At 48.2% G+C, this 18,282-nt stretch carries 19 protein-coding genes; 12 read left to right on the top strand and 7 right to left on the bottom strand.

What is annotated here, in order from left to right:
- The first annotated feature begins 50 nt into the window (after positions 1-50).
- A complete protein-coding gene (locus ACOQOZ_RS02305) occupies positions 51-680 on the top strand; it encodes a CatA-like O-acetyltransferase (protein ID WP_420590673.1) in 630 nt (209 codons plus the stop codon).
- A 144-nt stretch (positions 681-824) separates the two neighbouring features.
- Here the strand turns inward: ACOQOZ_RS02305 and ACOQOZ_RS02310 are convergent, their stop codons facing one another.
- Both ACOQOZ_RS02310 and soxR read right to left on the bottom strand, forming a co-directional pair.
- Positions 825-1,190 carry an STAS/SEC14 domain-containing protein gene (locus ACOQOZ_RS02310; RefSeq protein WP_420590674.1) on the bottom strand — a complete coding sequence of 122 codons (366 nt, stop codon included), beginning with the start codon at positions 1,188-1,190 and terminating at the stop codon, positions 825-827.
- Positions 1,191-1,276: 86 nt separating this feature from the next.
- A complete protein-coding gene (gene soxR, locus ACOQOZ_RS02315) occupies positions 1,277-1,789 on the bottom strand; it encodes a redox-sensitive transcriptional activator SoxR (RefSeq protein ID WP_420590675.1) in 513 nt (170 codons plus the stop codon).
- Between the two features lie 77 nt (positions 1,790-1,866).
- Here soxR and ACOQOZ_RS02320 point away from each other — a divergent pair, with 77 nt between their 5' ends.
- The gene (locus ACOQOZ_RS02320; protein ID WP_420590676.1) at positions 1,867-2,499 is read left to right on the top strand and encodes an MBL fold metallo-hydrolase; all 633 of its coding nucleotides are present in this window, start codon (positions 1,867-1,869) and stop codon (positions 2,497-2,499) included.
- A 101-nt stretch (positions 2,500-2,600) separates the two neighbouring features.
- On the opposite strand, the gene ACOQOZ_RS02325 is transcribed toward ACOQOZ_RS02320, so the two are convergent.
- Together ACOQOZ_RS02325 and ACOQOZ_RS02330 are read right to left on the bottom strand one after the other, a co-directional pair.
- On the bottom strand, positions 2,601-2,936 hold the full coding sequence (locus ACOQOZ_RS02325; RefSeq protein WP_420590677.1) for a zinc ribbon domain-containing protein YjdM: 336 nt from the start codon (positions 2,934-2,936) through the stop codon (positions 2,601-2,603).
- Positions 2,937-3,054: 118 nt separating this feature from the next.
- Positions 3,055-3,939 carry a LysR substrate-binding domain-containing protein gene (locus tag ACOQOZ_RS02330; RefSeq protein ID WP_420590678.1) on the bottom strand — a complete coding sequence of 295 codons (885 nt, stop codon included), beginning with the start codon at positions 3,937-3,939 and terminating at the stop codon, positions 3,055-3,057.
- A gap of 174 nt (positions 3,940-4,113) precedes the next feature.
- On the opposite strand from ACOQOZ_RS02330, the gene ACOQOZ_RS02335 reads away from it, so the two are divergent.
- The 10 genes from ACOQOZ_RS02335 to ACOQOZ_RS02380 all read left to right on the top strand — a co-directional run bounded on the left by ACOQOZ_RS02335 (position 4,114) and on the right by ACOQOZ_RS02380 (position 12,282).
- The gene (locus ACOQOZ_RS02335) at positions 4,114-4,575 is read left to right on the top strand and encodes a DoxX family protein (RefSeq protein ID WP_420590679.1); all 462 of its coding nucleotides are present in this window, start codon (positions 4,114-4,116) and stop codon (positions 4,573-4,575) included.
- A 107-nt stretch (positions 4,576-4,682) separates the two neighbouring features.
- The gene (locus ACOQOZ_RS02340) at positions 4,683-5,519 is read left to right on the top strand and encodes a DODA-type extradiol aromatic ring-opening family dioxygenase (RefSeq protein ID WP_420590680.1); all 837 of its coding nucleotides are present in this window, start codon (positions 4,683-4,685) and stop codon (positions 5,517-5,519) included.
- 102 nt (positions 5,520-5,621) lie between these two features.
- Positions 5,622-6,035, top strand: coding sequence for a hypothetical protein (locus ACOQOZ_RS02345; RefSeq protein ID WP_420590681.1), 414 nt, complete (start codon positions 5,622-5,624; stop codon positions 6,033-6,035).
- 142 nt (positions 6,036-6,177) lie between these two features.
- Positions 6,178-7,212, top strand: coding sequence for an asparaginase (locus tag ACOQOZ_RS02350; protein WP_420590682.1), 1,035 nt, complete (start codon positions 6,178-6,180; stop codon positions 7,210-7,212).
- Between the two features lie 24 nt (positions 7,213-7,236).
- Complete coding sequence (locus ACOQOZ_RS02355) at positions 7,237-7,866, top strand: hypothetical protein (RefSeq protein WP_420590683.1); 630 nt, start codon at positions 7,237-7,239, stop codon at positions 7,864-7,866.
- On the top strand, positions 7,863-8,288 hold the full coding sequence (locus tag ACOQOZ_RS02360) for a DUF4288 domain-containing protein (protein WP_420590684.1): 426 nt from the start codon (positions 7,863-7,865) through the stop codon (positions 8,286-8,288). The genes ACOQOZ_RS02355 and ACOQOZ_RS02360 overlap by 4 nt, the downstream gene beginning before the upstream one ends.
- A gap of 68 nt (positions 8,289-8,356) precedes the next feature.
- Entirely contained in the window at positions 8,357-8,986 is a 630-nt protein-coding gene (locus tag ACOQOZ_RS02365) for a class I SAM-dependent methyltransferase (RefSeq protein WP_420590685.1), read from the top strand.
- A 491-nt stretch (positions 8,987-9,477) separates the two neighbouring features.
- On the top strand, positions 9,478-10,743 hold the full coding sequence (locus ACOQOZ_RS02370; protein WP_420590686.1) for a hypothetical protein: 1,266 nt from the start codon (positions 9,478-9,480) through the stop codon (positions 10,741-10,743).
- A gap of 93 nt (positions 10,744-10,836) precedes the next feature.
- Positions 10,837-11,766: a putative phage abortive infection protein gene (locus tag ACOQOZ_RS02375; RefSeq protein WP_420590687.1), complete on the top strand. Its 930-nt coding sequence runs from the start codon at positions 10,837-10,839 to the stop codon at positions 11,764-11,766.
- Between the two features lie 102 nt (positions 11,767-11,868).
- Positions 11,869-12,282: a hypothetical protein gene (locus ACOQOZ_RS02380; protein WP_420590688.1), complete on the top strand. Its 414-nt coding sequence runs from the start codon at positions 11,869-11,871 to the stop codon at positions 12,280-12,282.
- 162 nt (positions 12,283-12,444) lie between these two features.
- Here ACOQOZ_RS02380 and ACOQOZ_RS02385 read toward each other — a convergent pair whose 3' ends face one another.
- The 3 genes from ACOQOZ_RS02385 to ACOQOZ_RS02395 are packed head-to-tail and all read right to left on the bottom strand — an operon-like array spanning position 12,445 to position 18,282.
- Positions 12,445-15,597 (bottom strand): efflux RND transporter permease subunit, encoded by a 3,153-nt coding sequence (locus ACOQOZ_RS02385; protein WP_420590689.1) that lies wholly within the window; start codon positions 15,595-15,597, stop codon positions 12,445-12,447.
- A 12-nt stretch (positions 15,598-15,609) separates the two neighbouring features.
- Positions 15,610-16,863 carry an efflux RND transporter periplasmic adaptor subunit gene (locus ACOQOZ_RS02390; RefSeq protein WP_420590690.1) on the bottom strand — a complete coding sequence of 418 codons (1,254 nt, stop codon included), beginning with the start codon at positions 16,861-16,863 and terminating at the stop codon, positions 15,610-15,612.
- A gap of 12 nt (positions 16,864-16,875) precedes the next feature.
- Positions 16,876-18,282: a TolC family protein gene (locus tag ACOQOZ_RS02395; RefSeq protein WP_420590691.1), complete on the bottom strand. Its 1,407-nt coding sequence runs from the start codon at positions 18,280-18,282 to the stop codon at positions 16,876-16,878.

Below are 18,282 nucleotides of genomic sequence, written 5' to 3' on the forward strand. Positions count from 1 at the left end.
TGTATCCGATTTAATCATGGCGCGAGTGCCATATCAGTAAAAGAACGTTAATGAAAACGAAATTAGACCTGGAAAGCTGGGCCAGAAAAGAACACTTCGAGTTCTTCAGTAACTTCGATGAACCCTATACCGGTGTTTCGGTTGAGATCGATTGCACAGCAGCTTATGAGCATTGTAAGCAAAACAATATTTCCTTCTTTCTATACTATTTTCACCAGGCGCTGATTGCGGTGAATTCGGTTGAAGCGCTGCGTTACCGCATTGAAGACGGTAACGTTTACAGCTACGACACGATTCATGGCTCTGCCACTATTAACCGGCCGGATGGTACTTTTCAGTTTTCTCATTTTCCGTTTGACGGCGATTTTGAGTCTTTTGTTGAGCGTGCAGAGAAAGAAATTGAAGCGGCGAAACAAAGTAAAGGGCTGGACTTAACCTCTTCAGGTATTGATGCGATTCATTTCTCATCCATCCCCTGGGTTAAATTTACCGGTCTGTCCCATGCTCGTAACTTCGCCTGGAAAGACAGCTGCCCGAAAATCTCAGTGGGTAAGATGACGGTTGTTGATGGAAAGCGTCAGATGCCACTTTCCATTCATGCTCATCATGCGCTGGTGGATGGCATCGACCTGGCCAGGTTTATTGATAAGTTCAGTGAGCTGATGGCAGAGCAATCATAGCAGGGCAATAATAGAAACAAGCACCGCCGAAAAAGTAATTCGGTGCTAGGCGAATTTCCGGCAGTGTCCAAACAAAAAAGGCTCCCAATGATGGGAGCCAAGAGCGGAGTAACTCAGCCTGACCAATACTCCGGGTCAATCAAATCATTTTTGCAACCATTCCCAGGCTTCAGCCTGTTGTTCTGGTGAGAAATGTTTTTCGCCAATATTCATAAATTTAGCGAAAAAGCTGTCTACGCCAACCAGCCATTTCATCACGCTGCTGCTGGAAACTATGGCCAGCTTTTCCAGTTTGTTGGCGTGGGTGACAGCAAACTTAAGGTCTTTAACGCCGGCTTTTACTCCCCAATGAGCTGAGTCATCAAGGATCATTAACAGGCGGACTTTACCGCATTCATCGATAATGGCTTGCAGCTCATCAATCCAGTGTTGTTCCTGTTCGGCAGACACGCTGTCTTTGATTCGAAATGCCAGGCAGTTTCCCTGGCTGATCGGTAAGAACTCAATCATGGTTATTGCTCCTGTATCAGAGCTTCAATGTAAGCGCGAATGCAGTCAGGTTCTGTTAGCTGGCTAACACGCCGTTTCAGGAAAAGTCAGTTTTCGTCATCCCAGTCGCTGAAATCGATCTCAGACAGAATTTCCTGTTTAACCTGCTGCGCTTCGCCCGGTTCAAGAAAATGTGGTCCGGCGCCACGTTTCTGAAGCCGGTCTCCGGGGTTGATCATTTCGCAGTATTTTTCTGACAAACAACCGCAGCCGATGCAATAACTCAACGTGTCACGCAGCAACGTCAGGCGTTCGATTCGTTCGTCGATTTCCTGTTTCCAGCTGCTTGATAGTTGCTGCCAGTCTTCATGGCTGATCTTTTCGTAGTCGGGCAGAGTTGAGAATGCCTGGCTGATGTCTTGCAGCGACATGCCCGAACGCTGTGCGGCTTTGATAATCGATACTCGGCGCAGAGTCGAGCGACTGTAGCGGCGGTGATTGCTGCTGTTCCGCCAGGAGCGGATCAGGCCTTTCTGTTCGTAGAAATGCAGGGCGGAGACCGCAACACCGGCACGTTGTGCTAGCTCGCCCACCGATAAATCGGCATGTTTGGTAGACATAAACAAAAAGCCTTTGACCTCAGGTTTACTTGAGGTTTTAGCATGCGACCGGTCAAACAGCAATATTGGTGGCAGCTATGAAACAACTTCGCCCAGATCTTTGGCAGACTTCCTGCTATCAGTCCGGCATGCTCAGCAGCCACGCTTATTATCTGCAAACGGAGCAGGGCAACCTGCTAATTTACAACACTGCTGACCCTTCGGAGCTGGAACAGATAACAGCACTGGGTGGAATCGATGCTCAGCTTGTCACTCACCGGGATGAAGCAACTCCCTCTCTGGCACGAATTCAGCAACAGTTTCAGTCGCGATTATTCTGTTCGGAGAAAGAGTTGGTATCGGTAGCCAAGTACGCACGTGCTGAAGTTGTAACCGAAGCCGATAGTGGTGATTTTTATGGTATTCAGATCCTCGCAACTCCGGGTCATACCGATGGCAGCCTTTGTTTTTATTACGAATCTCCTTTTGGTGACCATTACCTGTTTACTGGCGATACCATTTTTCTGTGGAATGGCCAGTGGAGTACGCTGGTAGTAAGCAGTGCCGGCGGAAGTGCCGAAGATCTGAAAACCAGCCTGAAGCAATTAAGGGATTTAAGGCCGCAACTGGTGATGAGCAGTGGTTTTGTTGGTGACCAGGGTCTGGCAGAAATGAAAAGCGATGACTGGCCAGCGGTTGTTGACGCTGCAATAGAGCAATTAGAACGCTGAGTGACTGCTGAAAAACAAAAAGCCACCCGCTTGGGTGGCTTTTAAGATATTGGCGTGGCTTTTTAAGATCTTTGGCCTGGCCTTTTAGCGGGCTTGAGGGATCAGGCTTTTTTCACAAACTTCGCGGTCACCATCATTTCTCCCACGCCATCGACTTTGCAGTCCAGCTCGTGGTCTTTGGCATCAACGATACGACGGATCACCGCCTTGGTGCCGACTTTAATGACCTGGGAGCTGCCTTTGACTTTCAGGTCTTTGGCGGCTGTTACTTTATCGCCCGCTTGAAGCAGGGTGCCGTTAGCATCTTTAGCAGTAGGCTCGTCGTTTTCCGGCTCTTCGTTCGGGTTCCACTCGTTGGCACACTCCGGGCAGATCAACAGATCCTGGTCCTGGTAAACGTACTCAGATTCGCATTTCGGGCATGGAGGTAAAGACATAAACGTGCTCTTTAAACGGATGGATATTCAACAGGGCGCGCAGTATACCCGAAATAGCCACAGAATAGTTGCGGGATACTGCTTGTTTACTTTGGGGTACGGTTTTCGCTAAAGACTGTTAGCTGTCAGGCTCCGACGGGTTGCAGGCCTGCTGCAGTGTCTCAATAAACAGTCTTACCTTGGCGGATAAATGGCGGCGATTAGGGTACATCACATATAAGGCCGTAGTTGGCGGGTGCCAGCCTTCTATCGCAGCCACCAGGCTACCGTCACGTAATTGCTGTTCAACCGCAAATTCAGGACAGCTGCCAATGCCTTTATGCTGCAGCATTAAATCGCGAATTGCCCGGGCACTGTTGATGCGCAATGAGGCGTTAACCGTCACCATTTCGGTTCCCTGATCCGCATGAAGCAGTTGCCATTGTTTGCCGCCGCGGTAATTCGAATCGACCAGTAATTGATGATGTTGCAGCTCGCTTGGATGTGCGGGTTTTCCGTGTTGCTGCAAATACTCCGGACTGGCGCAAAGCCAGCTGGGCATATCGCAGATACGCCGGGCAATTAAGCTGGAATCTTCCAGCTGACCGATACGTACCGCCAGGTCGTAACCTTCTTCCACCAGATCGACATAGCGGTCGGTCAGGTCCAGTTCAATGGCGATATCCGGATATTGTTGATTGAAACGCTCGACGATGGGTAATAGCTGCATTTCACCGTAGGTCGCCGGAGCGCTGATGCGTAAACGTCCGCGCGGGCTGTGATTCAGCTCCTGCACCGAGCCCTGCAATAACTCAAACTCTTCAATCAAGGCTGCACAGGGTTCGAGATACGCCTCACCGGTCGTAGTCAGGCTGACCTTACGGGTGGTGCGATGCAACAGGCGCACTCCTAACTCATCTTCCAGCTGGCCGACGTATTTGCTCACCAGCACCTTGGAGATGCCTAATGAGCGGGCGGCGGCGGAAAAACTGTTGTCATTGGCAACGGCCACAAAGGCCTGCATGCAGGTGATTCTGTCCATCTGAAAATCAATCACTGTAAACGATATGAATACAATCTATCAGCAATGTTGAATATTGTTAATGGTTGGTCTGGATCTCATACTGAATTCATGCAGTAAACAACACGCTGTTGAACACATCATTTAACCGATTTTTTGATCTTTCAGGAGGCCGCTATGGCGAACCAACAATCAGCTATTCAGAACTCACCTCAGCTTATTCAAACCCCATCTCAGGTTATTCAAAGCAACCCCGAAACCGCAGCACTGATTCTGCGTCTGGCGTTGGGTGTAATGTTCCTGGCCCATGGCTTGTTAAAACTGCTGGTATTTACTCCGGCTGGCACCGCCGGGTTTTTCGCATCTTTAGGAGTGCCTGGCTGGTTTGGTTACGCTGCTATTGCGGCAGAAGTTATTGGTGGTTTGTTATTGATTATTGGCTTTCGTGTGCAGCTGGTGGCAGCCGGATTAATTCCATTGCTGGTGGGAAGTATTGTGCTGGTGCATGGCGATAAAGGTTGGGCGTTTTCCAACGAAGGCGGCGGCTGGGAATATTCGGCGTTCTTAATTATGGCGTCGCTGGCGCTGATCTTTCTCGGTAACGGTCGATTTGCCGCCCCCATTCCCGGTAACCGCTAAGGCCAGAAAACCGATTTATCCCGGCGGCTAATAACGCCGGGATCGATCAATTTTAAAGTGTATGTATTAAGGCTGGGTATCACCCCTGATATTTTGGAGGAATAGAGATGAAACAGAGCAGTTATTTTATTTCTCACGGCGCGCCGGACCTGGTGGTGAAACCGATTGCGGCCCATCAGTTCTTGCGTCAGTTAGGTGAGAAGTTACGTGCGGATAACAGTCTGAAAGGTATTGTGATGGTGTCTGCACACTGGCAGCAGCATCAACGCCGAGAACACCACCATCAGCTTGGCAGCCAAAACAATCGGGTGCTACTGGAGCGCAATGATCGGCCAGGCATTCAATACGATTTTGGTGGCTTTGGTCCGGAGCTGCACCAGTATCAATACGATATTCATAGCCATGTGGATGTAAGGCATGCGGTGATTCATAGCCTTGAACAAGGTGGTTGGCTGGTCGAGCAGGTTGATCGTCCGGTTGATCACGGCAGCTGGGTGCCGTTAGCGGTGCTGGATAAAGAGGCTGATATTCCTGTCGTAAATATTTCATTACCGGCGGAAGAAACGCCACAAGCCACCCTGGCTTTAGGAAAGTCATTGGCGTCGCTGCGTGAACAGGGGATTGCCATTATAGGCTCCGGTGCCATTACTCATAACCTCAGTATTCTGGGTCGCGAGGGTGCTGAGCCACCAGATTGGGCATTGGATTTTGCTGAAGGTATCCGGGTTTTATTAAATGACGGAAATATCGACGCAATCGCCGAATTATTTGATACCGCGGAATTTCGTTTTGCTCATCCAACGCCAGAGCATTTTTTACCATTGCTGGTTGCTGCGGGTGCCGGTGTTAATTTCGAAAATGGCGGGGGAGTGATCAATGCTGAGCAAGTTCACCAATCATTTAGTTATCAGACGATTGCGATGGATGCCTATCGTTTTGGTTGACGGGATTGCACCTACTTAATCAGTACTGATCTCGCTAAGATGGCGGCTGAAAATCATCAAACACGATGTATAACGTGGTGTTAAAAAAACAGGAGATCAAAAATGAAACTATCCATGCTGTCGGCAGGTTTTGTAGTTGCGGGCTTAGCCAATATTGTTGGTATTTTAACCGTCAGCCGGTTTTTTACCGATAGCACTGTGTCGCAATACGATCCAACGGTGATGTCGACCTTTGGTCTGATCTGTATTGTGTTGTGGGGGCTGGCTTATATCGCGGCGTCTCGTATTAAGGACAACGCGGTGCAATGGTTGGCAGCGGTATTTGCGGCAGAAAAAGTATTGTACGTGGTGGTGTGGTTAATCTGGATGGCCGGTAACTGGGATACCTTGCCGGATATCTACGCTGATGACTGGCTGACCGGCGTGTTCTACTCGATTTACGGTTTAAATGATCTGTTGTTTGCAGTGTTCTTTGTTTATGCCTTTAAGACTTACCGCAACAACCCTCAGGTCTGATTATTTTTGAATTTTCCATTCGGTCTTACCATCTTCTCTTCTATTTATCGGAGCGCTATCAGGCATAACTTGCCTGCATAGCAGCCCGGTGATAGCGTTGGCAGCCATTGTCAGAGTTGCTGTTTAAGCGGTTGGAAAATAGTTGAAGAAGAAAATCCTTGTTATTACGACCGGTGGCACCATCGGTTCCATCCTGAAGTCCGATCACGTTGCTGTTGAAGCAAGCGCCAGTAAAATCGCCGAAGAAATTGAAGCGGTGAAACAAAAGCTGGGCTTCGAGGTTGAGGTGGTGTCACCAATCAACAAAAACTCCGAAGTGCTTAGCCCGGCTGATTGGATTGAGGTGCTGAACAGCATTGAAGATGGCTGCAACAGCGACTGTGATGGCATTGTGGTGACTCACGGCACGGATACCAAAGCCTACACCGTTGCGGCGGCGGTCGCCTTCAGCCATCTCTGGAGTAAAAAAGTCTGCTTTACCGGCGCATTTTTATCGCCGGATCATCCGGTATCGGATACCGCGTTAAGTCTGTTGTCGTCGCTGGAATTTGCAGCGGCGGATCGACCAGAAAGCGGTGTTTATGTTGCTTTCCGTTCGGATGCCAATAACAGTGAAGCTAAAATCCTCAACGGCATTGATGTAAAACCGATGGGCTTTGACGAGGAAGTCTTTAATTCGGTGTACGACAATGTTGTCACACGTTATTGCCCAAAAGCAGGCCTGGCGTTTGATGCATCGGTTACGGCACCGCCGCAGCCCATCATTAACGATACGGGTTTGCCCACCAAAACGGCCGTTGCAACAGCGCAGAAAAAAATTGCCTATCTGCATTTATATCCGGGTATTGATAAAGACTTATTGCGGGCGGTTTCCGCCGGTAAAGACGTGGTGGTGTTGCAGCTGTACCACAGTGGCACCGGACCGTTTGGTGAAGAATATTCCGATATTATCGAGCATATCGAAGAAACAGCAGGAGATACCTTGTTCCTGCTGGGCTCTTTCCCTGGCAAACACATCAGCACACCGTATGGCAGCACCCATGCGTTAACTGCCTCCGGCGGTGTGTTGTATCGCGATCTTCAGACGCACTTTTTATACGTATTTGCGTTGCTGGCGTTGTCGTCTGGTAAAAGTCAGTCTGATATTCGAGTCTTGTTGTCTGGCTGGGAAGTGTAATTGCAATACAGAGAGAGCTGATCAATGTCTGCCACCGAAATCGCTCTGTTAGTTGTTTTGCTGCTGGTATTTCTGGCGGCAGGCTCAATTGTCTGGAGCACTTTAGTGGCGGGTATTTCTCCGATGCCCAGCTCCCGGGCGGCGCGAGATGCTATGTTGCCATTGCTTGATAAAGCAGTAGCCTTTCAGTGTTCTTTTGAACGGTCAGAAACAGCTCCGGACAATGGGGAAATAGTCGAGCTTGGCACCGGCTGGGGCAATCTGTTAATCGTTCTGGCACGGCGTTATCCGCAGTATCAGATTATTGGCTATGAAATCTCCTGGTTACCCTGGTTGGTGTCTCTGTTATTGGTTCGTTTATATCGGCTGAATAATGTGCAGGTTTTGCGCAAGAATTTTCTCAAGCAGGATTTAACCAAGGCACCTGTTTTAGTGTGTTATTTATATCCGGGTGCGATGCAAGCCATCAGTGATAAATTGCAGGAAGAGCAGGGCGGAAAGAGTTCTGCTTCTGGTGAACAATTTTTAATCAGCAATAACTTTGCTTTGCCTGGCTTACAGCCTGAGGAAACCGTTAAATCAAAAGACTTCTATCAATCGCCGGTGTATTTGTATCGGTTAGGTCAGCAAGATCAGTTGGAAGCAGAAGCATGAGTGAATGGAAGGTATACGCTGTAAAAACGCTCTATCGTACGAAAACATCCGGTGTTGCTCATTCTCAGGCTGAAGGTTATTCCGATGAATTTGATATGGTCGAAGAACGGATTGTAACGATTAAGGCTCGTTCCTTTGATGAAGCGACAAAAAGAGCCGAACGGGAAGCAGAAGAATATGCTTCCGATAGTTTTATAAACCCCTTCGGGCAGCAGGTGAGTTGGTATTTTACCGGTGAATCAGTTGCTTTTGAGCCGTTTGACTCTGTGCCTGCCAATATCGAAGTTTTTTCAAACACGTATTTGATTCCAAGAACCATGTCTGATGAACAGCTTGGCGACAATGTGTTGGGTGTCGCACACGAAAATGAACAAAATCTAAGGTTGAATTTCCTTAATTCTGAGTTGGCTGGTTTTCGATAGTAAAGAATCATAGTGTTGAATTCAGCAGTTCAATTGAGTCGTGTGGCTCTATTATGGAAGGATCTATCATGACTCCTAAACAAACCGGTAAAGCCTACGATAAAATCACCGAGTGCTGGAACGACGATGTCTTTCCAATGGATAACGGCATTGACCAGCTAAACCGGGCATTACAGTTTCTCTCTTATAACGATTGGGATGCCGAAGGAAGTGTTTCACGAAAAGCGCTGGACGTGGGCTGCGGCCATACCGGGCGTTTTATGAAGCATCTGGCTGAGCAGGGTTATGACGTTGAAGGTGTCGATGTTTCAGCCGAGATGATTCGATTGGCTCAGGAGAAACACCCGCAGTTTCGCTTTTATCATCAGGATATTTGCCAGTGGCAATTGCCTTGTCAGTACGACTTTATCAGCGCCTGGGACAGCATCTGGCATGTGCCGCTGGCGCAGCAAGCCTCGTCAATTACCAAGCTGGTGGGCGCGCTCAACCCTGGCGGTGTATTTATCTTTTCTTTTGGTGCGCTTGATGAAGAGGGTGAGCACAGTAACTGTGTGATGGGGCCAGAGGTTTATTATTCGTCGCTGGGCGTAAATGGGTTTTTAGAGACTGTGATGGCGGCGGGTGGTGTGGTTCGTCATCTTGAGTACGATCAGTATCCGGAGAATCACGGGTATATGGTGGTGCAGAAGGGCGGCTGAGGGTCGGCTATTCCGCACTCTGTAATCGTTGTCTCCAGCAGTTTTGCTTTTGATTCTTTAAATACTGTTTGGCTGAACAGAGGCGTCTTTTTATGAAAATCGCATTCTTCTTGGCATTGCTTTGCGGATGCCTTCCATAATCCGACTCATGTCGGTGCGTCTCTTCCATAACTTGCCGTTGACTATCACCCGGTAACAATCCATTCGGTCGGACTGGTAAAGCTCAATGACTGTTGTCTTTGGTTCGGTACAGTCAAATTTAGTAATCTCAATCCTTTTTCGTAGATCTGGCTAATCCAGCTCAACTTCATTTTCCGAAACTGCCTGTAAGCGTTTATGTTCGCGAGCTGCAACGGAAGCGGCAGCTCTTGCGCTAAGTTGCTGGCACTTCTTACTGCGTCGATACATAATAAAGCCTTCGTGCTTGTAAGGTTGCGTACCTTACAAGGTCCGACTATTAAAATGTTAAGTGTCTAGCAGGAGAGAATAATATGATTGAGGGAATGTCTCATGTTCCTCCAGCTTTAATAATGTTGTACCAAGAACTAGCAGGAAAAGAGTCTTGGTCCGATATGCGAAAAACATTAAAAGGGATGCTAAAGGAGCTGAGAGATCAATCCGAAGGTTATTTTTATTATCAGGCAGAGCATGGAAGAGATATAGATTCACATAATAATTTTGAAGTCCACCTTCATGGCGCCATGGATTTATTGACAGGTGCCGGTTGTGAGGAACTCCCCTGCAGAGTCGCAACTGCTGAAAGAATATCACGAAGCATGGGATTGATTTCTGATCGAGTATGGATGACAGATCTTTTGACGGAAAGGTTTATTGATTTTGGTCGGCCCACAAATGACAAGTTGGACTACATGCTTGAAGACTTTATGGTCTTGTTCACTTTGTTTCCATTGGTTGCTAAGGGAATTATAAAATTCAGAACTCCTTGGGCGGTCACGTGTTCTTCCTGCGCCGATGAGTTCTACTCAAGAATTGAAGAAACAACCGAAGTAATAGCAAATGAATTTAAAGCAGAGTTCAACTTGGAAAAAACGTATGGTGGCTTTGTGGCAGATGTTGGATCATGTGTTTACCCCTCTATGAAGCTCACGGGGTTTAATCAAAAGAAACCCAAGAAAATGGATTTCGCGCGAGCATGGACAGCAGAGCAAATTAGGTCAATTTTCTGGACTGCGCGTGAGGCTTCTTTCACTGGCGGTTCCGTTATTTCAAATTCAAGAATAGGTCTGGCTGGCTTGTTACAAAGCGAGGGGCGGTTCGTAAATCATTCCGCGCTACAGTTATTGGATAATGAAAGAGAATTCTCTATTCCTTGGGTAAGCTCTCTTAGCCCAGCACAGATTTTGGAGCTGAGAGAAGAAGCTAGTGAGGCTTTGCCGCTATTCAGGGAAAAACTATTTCAAATAATGTCCGGTTCTGCTTCAAGTGGAAAATCGTCTAGAGATCAAATAATGGAGCTGAGGGAACAGGCTGAGCAAGTCAGAGTAGAGTTGCAACGAACTCAAAAGCATTCAGCCAAATATTGGAAAGTTACCTATGGGCTCTTGGGCCTCGGCCTATCGGCATATGGTGTTGCAACAGATCAAGTATTACCAGGAGTTGGAGGCCTGCTGCCAATATTACAGCTTCTTATCGGACACAAATCAGGTCATGAATCGGATGTCGATAGTCAATTACATAAGCCTGCATATGTGTTGCTCAAAGCACAGGATATACTGGCTCATGCGCACGAAAAATAAGCACTTAACAAAGCGCTGCTGTCGGAAAAATTTTCCGCTGCGCTCCAAATTTGCCGCAGAGCGCGGCGTTAGGCACATTAAAGACAGAGAAATATGGTTAGGTTGAATTTCATCTTAAAAGTCGTTTGTGTGCTCTTTGGAATTTCACTTCTGGCAATTACTCCTCTAGTTGTATTTAACGAGGTCTATTTCAATACTGGTTTTAAGATTGATGTTGATCTGGCTTCAAAATTTGGTGATTTCTTTGGAGGATTTATCGGGACGATGTTCTCGATTTTGAGTGTTCTACTTCTGATATACACAATATCATCTCAATATATAGAAGCTTCGAAAAACAACGCGAAAGACCATTTCTTTAAGATGCTCGACTATCATACTGAAAACGTCAGAGGTATAAGAGTAGCGAGTCTTGAAGTAGAGAAGAAGGATGTAGTTGAGGAAGGAAGAAGAGCATTTGTGGTTTATAAAATTCAGTTCAAGAGGCTTTTGCAAGCTGTCAATGAGGTTGATCTGGAGCTTTCTTTAAACCTATCGCCAGCCGCTAAAGTCGATATCGCATACATGTGCTTTTTCTATGGTCAAAGTGAAACATGGATTGAATTTATACAGGGGAAACTATCTAGTCATGCTGGCGGCGCTGTAATTGCAGAGGCTATGTTAGAAAAGGTCAATAATAACGACAAATTAAAACTAGGTCGTACGAACCAAACTGAATTAAGCAGCTATTTTCGCAACATGTATAACGCAGTAAAGATGGTCGATGGAGATAAATACCTATCTCAGCAAGAGAAAAAGGATTTGATAAAAATATATAGGGCACAGCTTTCGAACCCAGAGTTGTACATACTATTTTTCAACTTACTTTCAAGATTCGGTAAGAAATGGAAGGAAAGAGGTTATATTACAGAGTACGAGTTGTTGACAAACCTACCTCATGATTATTGTGACGGGTATAATCCATCAGATTACTTCGAGATATCATACGAAGAAGATGAAATAGGCAATTGGAAAGAAAATGCCTAGCAAGGCAATCAACCTCTTTACGGCCACGTTGTGGCCTTCGCCGGACAGCCCACGCTTCGTGCGGTCTGTCGGCTATTGCAGGTGTTATCTTCAGGGAACGAAATGAGAAAATTAGCACAAAGTACCGTACTTCTGATTTCACTTGTCTTCGCAGGCTGCACAACCTATAGCAACAAGCATTTTGCTCTAATGGACGCTCCAGCGAAGGAAAGCATCAAAGTCATCACAAACAATATTAAAAGTACTATTGAGCCCATATTGAATAACCATGGTCTAGAAGACAGAATGACTAAAACCATGCCTGAAGGTGTTATGCTTTATTACTCATCAGGTGGGAATAGTGCAATTCGGATTGGATTTCGAGTGCATGAAAAAAGGGTGGTTTTCGATGCCTTTCAATATCATCCTGGCGCAGGGGACACAGATGAATACACCGGAGTAGTTAATGAGGTATTGTCGGCTCTGCGCGAGATTGAAGGCGTTAATTTAGTGCAAATAGATGGGCCTTCAATGTGAAAGATAACAAGGCCACTTAATATCATTCTGATCTTCCCATTTTATAATTTCGGGATTTGACCGCTCTAAGAGAAAGCTGTCAGGAAAGGTCAGATCAACGTGTTTTGATAGAATCAGAGAACAGAAAGGAGCACGAAGTGCTCCTTTTTAGTTAATGACTAATCACCCCTCAACCTTCTTCCCACCAAAATGCCGATACACCAACTGATACAACGTCGGCAACACGACCAGTGTTAATAAGGTCGACGAAATAATCCCGCCAATCACCACGGTCGCCAAAGGCCGCTGAACCTCGGCGCCAGTCCCGGTATTAAACGCCATCGGCACAAACCCAAGGCTTGCCACCAATGCCGTCATCAGTACCGGGCGTAAACGCTGGCTGGCACCTTCCCAGATTGCCTGGGCCAGGCCTTTACCTTCATCCCGCAATTCGCGAATAAACGACAGCATCACCACGCCGTTCAGAACCGCAACACCCGAGAGGGCAATAAAACCAACCGCGGCAGAAATCGACAGCGGCATATCGCGCAGGGTCAGGGCAATCACACCACCGGTTAACGCCAGTGGTACACCGGTAAAGATCACCAGTGCATCGCGCAGTGAATTAAAGGCGCTATAGAGTAAACCTAAAATCAGCAATAACGTCAGAGGCACGACAATGCTTAAACGCTGGCTGGCGGACTGCAGCTGCTCAAAGGTGCCGCCGTACTCCAGCCAATAACCGGCAGGCAGGCCCAGTTCATCACGCATAACCTGTTGGGTTTCTTTAATAAAAGAACCTAAATCACGGCCTTCGACGTTAGCGGTAACCACGATATTACGTTTACCAAAACGGCGGTTAATCTGGTTCGGTCCCTGAATCTCAACGATATCGGCGACTTCACCCAGCGGCACATAATCCAGCTCTGATTTCTCATCATCCGGATTTGCCGGGTAGGGAATGGCCACCGGAATTTGCGCCAGTGCTTTGGGATTTTTACGCAGGCTTTCGTCCATGCGTACCAGTAATTTAAAGCGACGGTCACCTTCATAAATCAGACCCGTCTGCTGGCCACTGATGGCGGTTTGCAACGCGCTCTGAATATCGGCCACGGTTAAACCTAACAGTGCCAGATGATCGCGATCCGGAACCACCGAAATCATCGGCAGACCTTTGGCCTGTTCCATTCGTACATCACGCCCGCCAGCCACTTTCGATAATAAGCCGGTGGCTTTCTCGGCGTATTCAGCCAGTACATCCAGATCATCACCCACGATACGAACCGCAACGTCAGAACGCACACCGGCGATTAATTCGTTAAAACGCATTTCAATCGGCTGGGTTAATTCGTATTTATTGCCGGGAATCTGCTCCACGGCGATACGAACTTCTTCCACCAGTTCGGCTTTTGATTTATCCGGGTTCGGCCACTGATCCCGGGGTTTTAACATCATAAAAGTATCGGCGACATTCGGTGGCATCGGGTCGGTGGCCACTTCAGCGGTACCAATTTTGGCAAACACATTTTCCACCTCCGGAAATTCGCGTAAGCGCGCTTCCAGCACTTTCTGCATACCAACGGCCTGTTCAATCCCGGTACCGGGAATACGCAAGGCGTGTAACGCCAGGTCATGCTCATCTAACTGAGGTAAAAATTCGCTGCCCAAACGCGTGGCCTGGAAGGCGCTGCCAATTACCAGAGCGGAAGCAAGGATCATCACCAGTGGTGCATTATTCAGCGATTTTTCCAGAATCGGCTGATACAGCTGACGGGCTTTGCTCATCACCACATTTTCATGTTCGCTGACTTTGCCTTTCACCAGAATGGCGATAGCCGCCGGAACAAAAGTTACCGAGAAAACTAAGGCGCCTAATAATGCCGCAACCACGGTAAAGGCCATTGGGTGGAACATTTTGCCTTCGACACCGGTTAAGGCAAAAATCGGCAGGTACACCAGCATAATAATTAATACGCCAAATACCGCCGGGCGGAATACTTCACGGGTGGCGATGGCCACTTCTTTTAGCCGTTCCTGCAGGGTTAATAAACGACCATACTGTTGCTGCGCTAAGCCTAAGCGACGCAATGAATTTTCCACTACGATCACAGCCCCATCAACGATCAGGCCAAAATCAATCGCACCCAAACTCATCAGGTTGCCGGATACCCGGTTAGTGGTCATACCGGTTATGGCAAATAACATACTCAGCGGGATCACCAGTGCTGCAATTAATGCTGCACGAATATTGCCCAGCAATGCGAACAACACGGCAATAACCAATACCGCGCCTTCAAACAGGTTGGTTTTCACCGTGTCGATGGTTTTTTCTACCAGCGTGGTGCGGTCGTATAAGGCTTCCGCGTAAACCCCTGGCGGTAAGCTCGGATTAATTTCAGCCAGCTTCTGTGCCACGGCTTTGGACACGGTGCGGCTGTTTTCACCCAGCAACATAAAGGCGGTACCGAGTACGGTTTCTTCACCATTGCGGGTGGCGGCACCGGTTCTCAGTTCTTTACCAAAACGTACGTCTGCCAGATCTTTAATCCGCACTGGGGCATCATCACGTTTGGCGACTACGAGTTGCGCAATATCATCGAGGTTGTTTAATTGCCCCGGCGAGCGAATTAACCATTGCTCGCCGTTACGTTCGATGTAACCGGCACCAGCATTTTGATTGTTGCTTTCCAGCGCGGTAATAATATCGGCGACGGTCAGTTTGTAAGCCAGCAATTTGCCGGGATAGGGTGCAACCTGGTATTCCTTTTCAAAACCGCCAATGGTGTTAATTTCGGTAATGCCAGGCACTTTCACCAGTTGTGGGCGAATAATCCAGTCCTGAATTTCGCGCAGATCCTGAGCGGTGTAAGCTGTACCATCGGCTTTTACGGCATTTTCTTCTGCACGCACTGCGTACATAAAGATTTCGCCCAGACCGCTGGTAATTGGCCCTAACGCAGGTTCTATTCCTGATGGCAGGTTATTGCGGATACCCTGCAGGCGTTCGCTGATTTGCTGGCGCGCCCAATAAATATCCGTACCTTCTTTAAAGATTACCGTTACCTGAGACAGGCCGTAACGGGAAACCGACCGGGTGTAATCCAGATCAGGAATGCCGGCCATGGCATTTTCAACGATATAGGTAATACGTTGTTCCGCTTCTAACGGTGAATAACCAGCGGCTTCGCTGTTAATTTGTACCTGAACATTGGTGATATCCGGCACTGCATCGATAGGTAATTTACTGGTGTTGTAAATTCCCAGGGCAGCAATTAATAAGGTGGCTGCCAGCACCAACCAGCGCCGCTCAACGGCGAAGTTGATTAATTGATTCATGGTTACTACCTCTTAATGATCGTGGCTGGCGCCGTCTTTCAGAACATCAGCTTTTAATAAAAAGCTGTTTTCTGTGACGTATTCTGTGCCCGGTTCTAAACCACCCAACACTTCAATCCAGTCATCGGTTTGTTCACCCATTTCCAGCATGCGTACTTCGTACTGATCACCGTATTTGGCGAACACGACTGGCATTTCGCGGAAGCTTTGCAGGGCAGAGGTTTTTACCGCCAGCTTTACCTGGCGTTCAGAGGTTTTAACATCGGCTTTAATATGCATGCCGGGGCGCCAATGGCCTTCGCTGTTATCAATCACTGCTCGGGCGCGGGCAATATGACCACCGGTCATTTGCGGTGCAACGTATTCAATTTTCCCGAAAGAACGTTCGTGGTCGTGCATGTCATACACTTCGACTTCCTGACCAATAGCGATGTTTTCGATATTTTCCGGGAAGGCCGACAAGTTCACCCAGACTCTGGACAGATCAGAAACCTGAATCAGTGACTGATTAAAAGCGCGATCACCCTGGTTAACATCCAGATCGGTAATTTCGCCATTACTCGGGCTTTTTAACGAATAGCTTTGCAGGGTTTCGGTATTTTTCAGGCGCATTAAGGTCTGGCCTTTTTTTACCGAATCGCCCACCTGTACCAGTACCTTTTCGACGATGCTGGAGTAGGGCGCGTGCAGGTTAAACACTTTATCCTGGGCGGCGCCAACCACACCAAATAACGTGTCGCTGCTTTTAATCACCTGCGGGCCTGCGGCTTCGGTTTTTACCCCGGATAATTGCGCTAACCGTGGTGGAATTTCTGCGCGCCCTTCGTGGCTGTCGAATTTCCATTGGAAACTTTTACCTTCGAAGCTGGCATTAATGGTGACGTCGTAGGAATGTGGTTCGACAATGGTTTGATCACCCACACGATAACCACGCTCCGGGCTGAAGTTTAATTTGTCCTGGGCACCACCTAAGCGATCGAGGGTGACGCTGACATTAAATTTTTCCGGTGGAATGGCTTCACCATTTTCATAAGCGAACAAACGCATTTCCGGTGGAATACCGGTTTCGAAAATGGTCATTTCCAGCGCAAAGTTACCTTCCGTTAACAGCTTACCGCCATTTGGACCTTTGGCTTCTTCTTCCTTTTCTTCATGATGGTCTTCGTGACCATGGCCGCCACCGGCCATGACAAAAGAGGAAATCGGGAATAACAACGAGCCAATTAATACCGCTCGCAACAGGGTGTTTATTTTGAATGTTTTCATCGTTTAAAACCTTTAAATCTTGTTCTTAGCTGGAGCGTTTGTTTTTTCAGTGACGCTTGTTGTTTCTGATGCGCCTGTTGCTTCTGGGAAATTTGCTGTATCTGATTGGACGGTCGGTGACACAACAGGGCGCCCCAATACGCGTTCCAGTTCAAGAATCTGGTTAAATACAGCCAGGCGGGTATCAACTAAGCGCAGCTGTAAACGGAAGAATTGTTGTTGTGCATCGATCCACTGCAACACTGAATAACGGCCCTGGGTATAAGCGGTCTGGCTGCTTTTCAGCAGCTGGCGCGCCAGTGGCATTTGTTGCATTTCGATATGCTCAACATGTTCCAGATTGGCCGTCAGCTGTTGCTGAATGCCTTCCAGAGCCAGTGCCAGTTGCTGGCGTTTGATATCGGTTTGTTGCTGCGACAGCTGCTGTTCAATCTGAGCTCGGGCAATACGGCCGCGGTTGGGATTTTCGAATGCCAGAGGCATCGAAAAGCCAAGCGTAAACGCCTGATCGCCAGTCGCTTCAAGTTGGCGAATACCAGCGTTAACCGTGACGTCGGAACGACCATTAGCCTGGGCCAGCTGGAGCTGGTTGTCGGCCAGACGTTGCATCGCCAGCTGATAACGGAAATCCGGTAATCCATCGTCTTTCTGCAATGAGTTTATACCGTTATCTATGCTCGCTTTCAGCTCAGTTTGGTTTGGCAGGGCAGGAGGTTGAACCAGTGATCCGGCGGCTGCGGCGAAGTCGGCTTTGGCCAGCCACATCTGACTCAGGCTCAGACGTGCCTGTTGCTGATCACGTTCATTGTGGTGCTGCTGAGCTTCACTATTGGCCAGTTGCAGCGCCATATTGGCAACATCTGCCTGGGCCACAGCACCCGCACGGGCACGTTGTTTGATCACCTTCAGTGCCTGGCGCTCACGTTGAATACGTTGTGCCAGCAAATCACCTTTGGCCTGCAAGGCCAGCAGCTGGTAATAACGACGGCTGGTTTCTGCCAGGGTATCGAGGCGGCTGATATCGTATTCCAGCTGCAACTGTTGTTGCTTACCTGAGGCGTAGTCATAACGCGATTGACGTTTGCCACCCAACTCAATCGTCTGGCTGAACGACAGGGTGATTTCCGCTTCATCCAGGCCCGACTTGTTACCGCTGCCGAGGATATTGTCGGCGCTCAGACCCACTCTGGGTGTCGGGCGAATATCAGCCTGCAGTTTATCGGCATCGGCCTGGCGCAAATAAAACGGGTAGGCCGCTAACTGCGGATTATTCTGCAGCGTGCGATTAACCGCCTGCTGCAGAGTCAGGATTGTTTGATCGCTGCTTTGAGTTTGTTCAGCAACCGCCGTCATACTCAGAAGCGCAATAGCAGTGACCTGCAGCGGCCTGGTTAAGCCCTGCGGGGGATAAATGTTCAT

Origin of the sequence: Bacterioplanoides sp. (assembly GCF_965219715.1) — a bacterium.
Taxonomy (GTDB): Bacteria; Pseudomonadota; Gammaproteobacteria; order Pseudomonadales; family Oceanobacteraceae; genus Bacterioplanoides.

Bases quoted from the DNA above. Each gene is read 5' to 3' on its own strand.
- ACOQOZ_RS02305 (WP_420590673.1), top strand. From the start codon at position 51: ATGAAAACGAAATTAGACCTGGAAAGCTGGGCCAGAAAAGAACACTTC.
- ACOQOZ_RS02310 (WP_420590674.1), bottom strand. From the start codon at position 1,190: ATGATTGAGTTCTTACCGATCAGCCAGGGAAACTGCCTGGCATTTCGA.
- soxR (WP_420590675.1), bottom strand. From the start codon at position 1,789: ATGTCTACCAAACATGCCGATTTATCGGTGGGCGAGCTAGCACAACGT.
- ACOQOZ_RS02320 (WP_420590676.1), top strand. From the start codon at position 1,867: ATGAAACAACTTCGCCCAGATCTTTGGCAGACTTCCTGCTATCAGTCC.
- ACOQOZ_RS02325 (WP_420590677.1), bottom strand. From the start codon at position 2,936: ATGTCTTTACCTCCATGCCCGAAATGCGAATCTGAGTACGTTTACCAG.
- ACOQOZ_RS02330 (WP_420590678.1), bottom strand. From the start codon at position 3,939: ATGCAGGCCTTTGTGGCCGTTGCCAATGACAACAGTTTTTCCGCCGCC.
- ACOQOZ_RS02335 (WP_420590679.1), top strand. From the start codon at position 4,114: ATGGCGAACCAACAATCAGCTATTCAGAACTCACCTCAGCTTATTCAA.
- ACOQOZ_RS02340 (WP_420590680.1), top strand. From the start codon at position 4,683: ATGAAACAGAGCAGTTATTTTATTTCTCACGGCGCGCCGGACCTGGTG.
- ACOQOZ_RS02345 (WP_420590681.1), top strand. From the start codon at position 5,622: ATGAAACTATCCATGCTGTCGGCAGGTTTTGTAGTTGCGGGCTTAGCC.
- ACOQOZ_RS02355 (WP_420590683.1), top strand. From the start codon at position 7,237: ATGTCTGCCACCGAAATCGCTCTGTTAGTTGTTTTGCTGCTGGTATTT.
- ACOQOZ_RS02360 (WP_420590684.1), top strand. From the start codon at position 7,863: ATGAGTGAATGGAAGGTATACGCTGTAAAAACGCTCTATCGTACGAAA.
- ACOQOZ_RS02365 (WP_420590685.1), top strand. From the start codon at position 8,357: ATGACTCCTAAACAAACCGGTAAAGCCTACGATAAAATCACCGAGTGC.
- ACOQOZ_RS02370 (WP_420590686.1), top strand. From the start codon at position 9,478: ATGATTGAGGGAATGTCTCATGTTCCTCCAGCTTTAATAATGTTGTAC.
- ACOQOZ_RS02375 (WP_420590687.1), top strand. From the start codon at position 10,837: ATGGTTAGGTTGAATTTCATCTTAAAAGTCGTTTGTGTGCTCTTTGGA.
- ACOQOZ_RS02380 (WP_420590688.1), top strand. From the start codon at position 11,869: ATGAGAAAATTAGCACAAAGTACCGTACTTCTGATTTCACTTGTCTTC.
- ACOQOZ_RS02385 (WP_420590689.1), bottom strand. From the start codon at position 15,597: ATGAATCAATTAATCAACTTCGCCGTTGAGCGGCGCTGGTTGGTGCTG.
- ACOQOZ_RS02390 (WP_420590690.1), bottom strand. From the start codon at position 16,863: ATGAAAACATTCAAAATAAACACCCTGTTGCGAGCGGTATTAATTGGC.
- ACOQOZ_RS02395 (WP_420590691.1), bottom strand. From the start codon at position 18,282: ATGAACATTTATCCCCCGCAGGGCTTAACCAGGCCGCTGCAGGTCACT.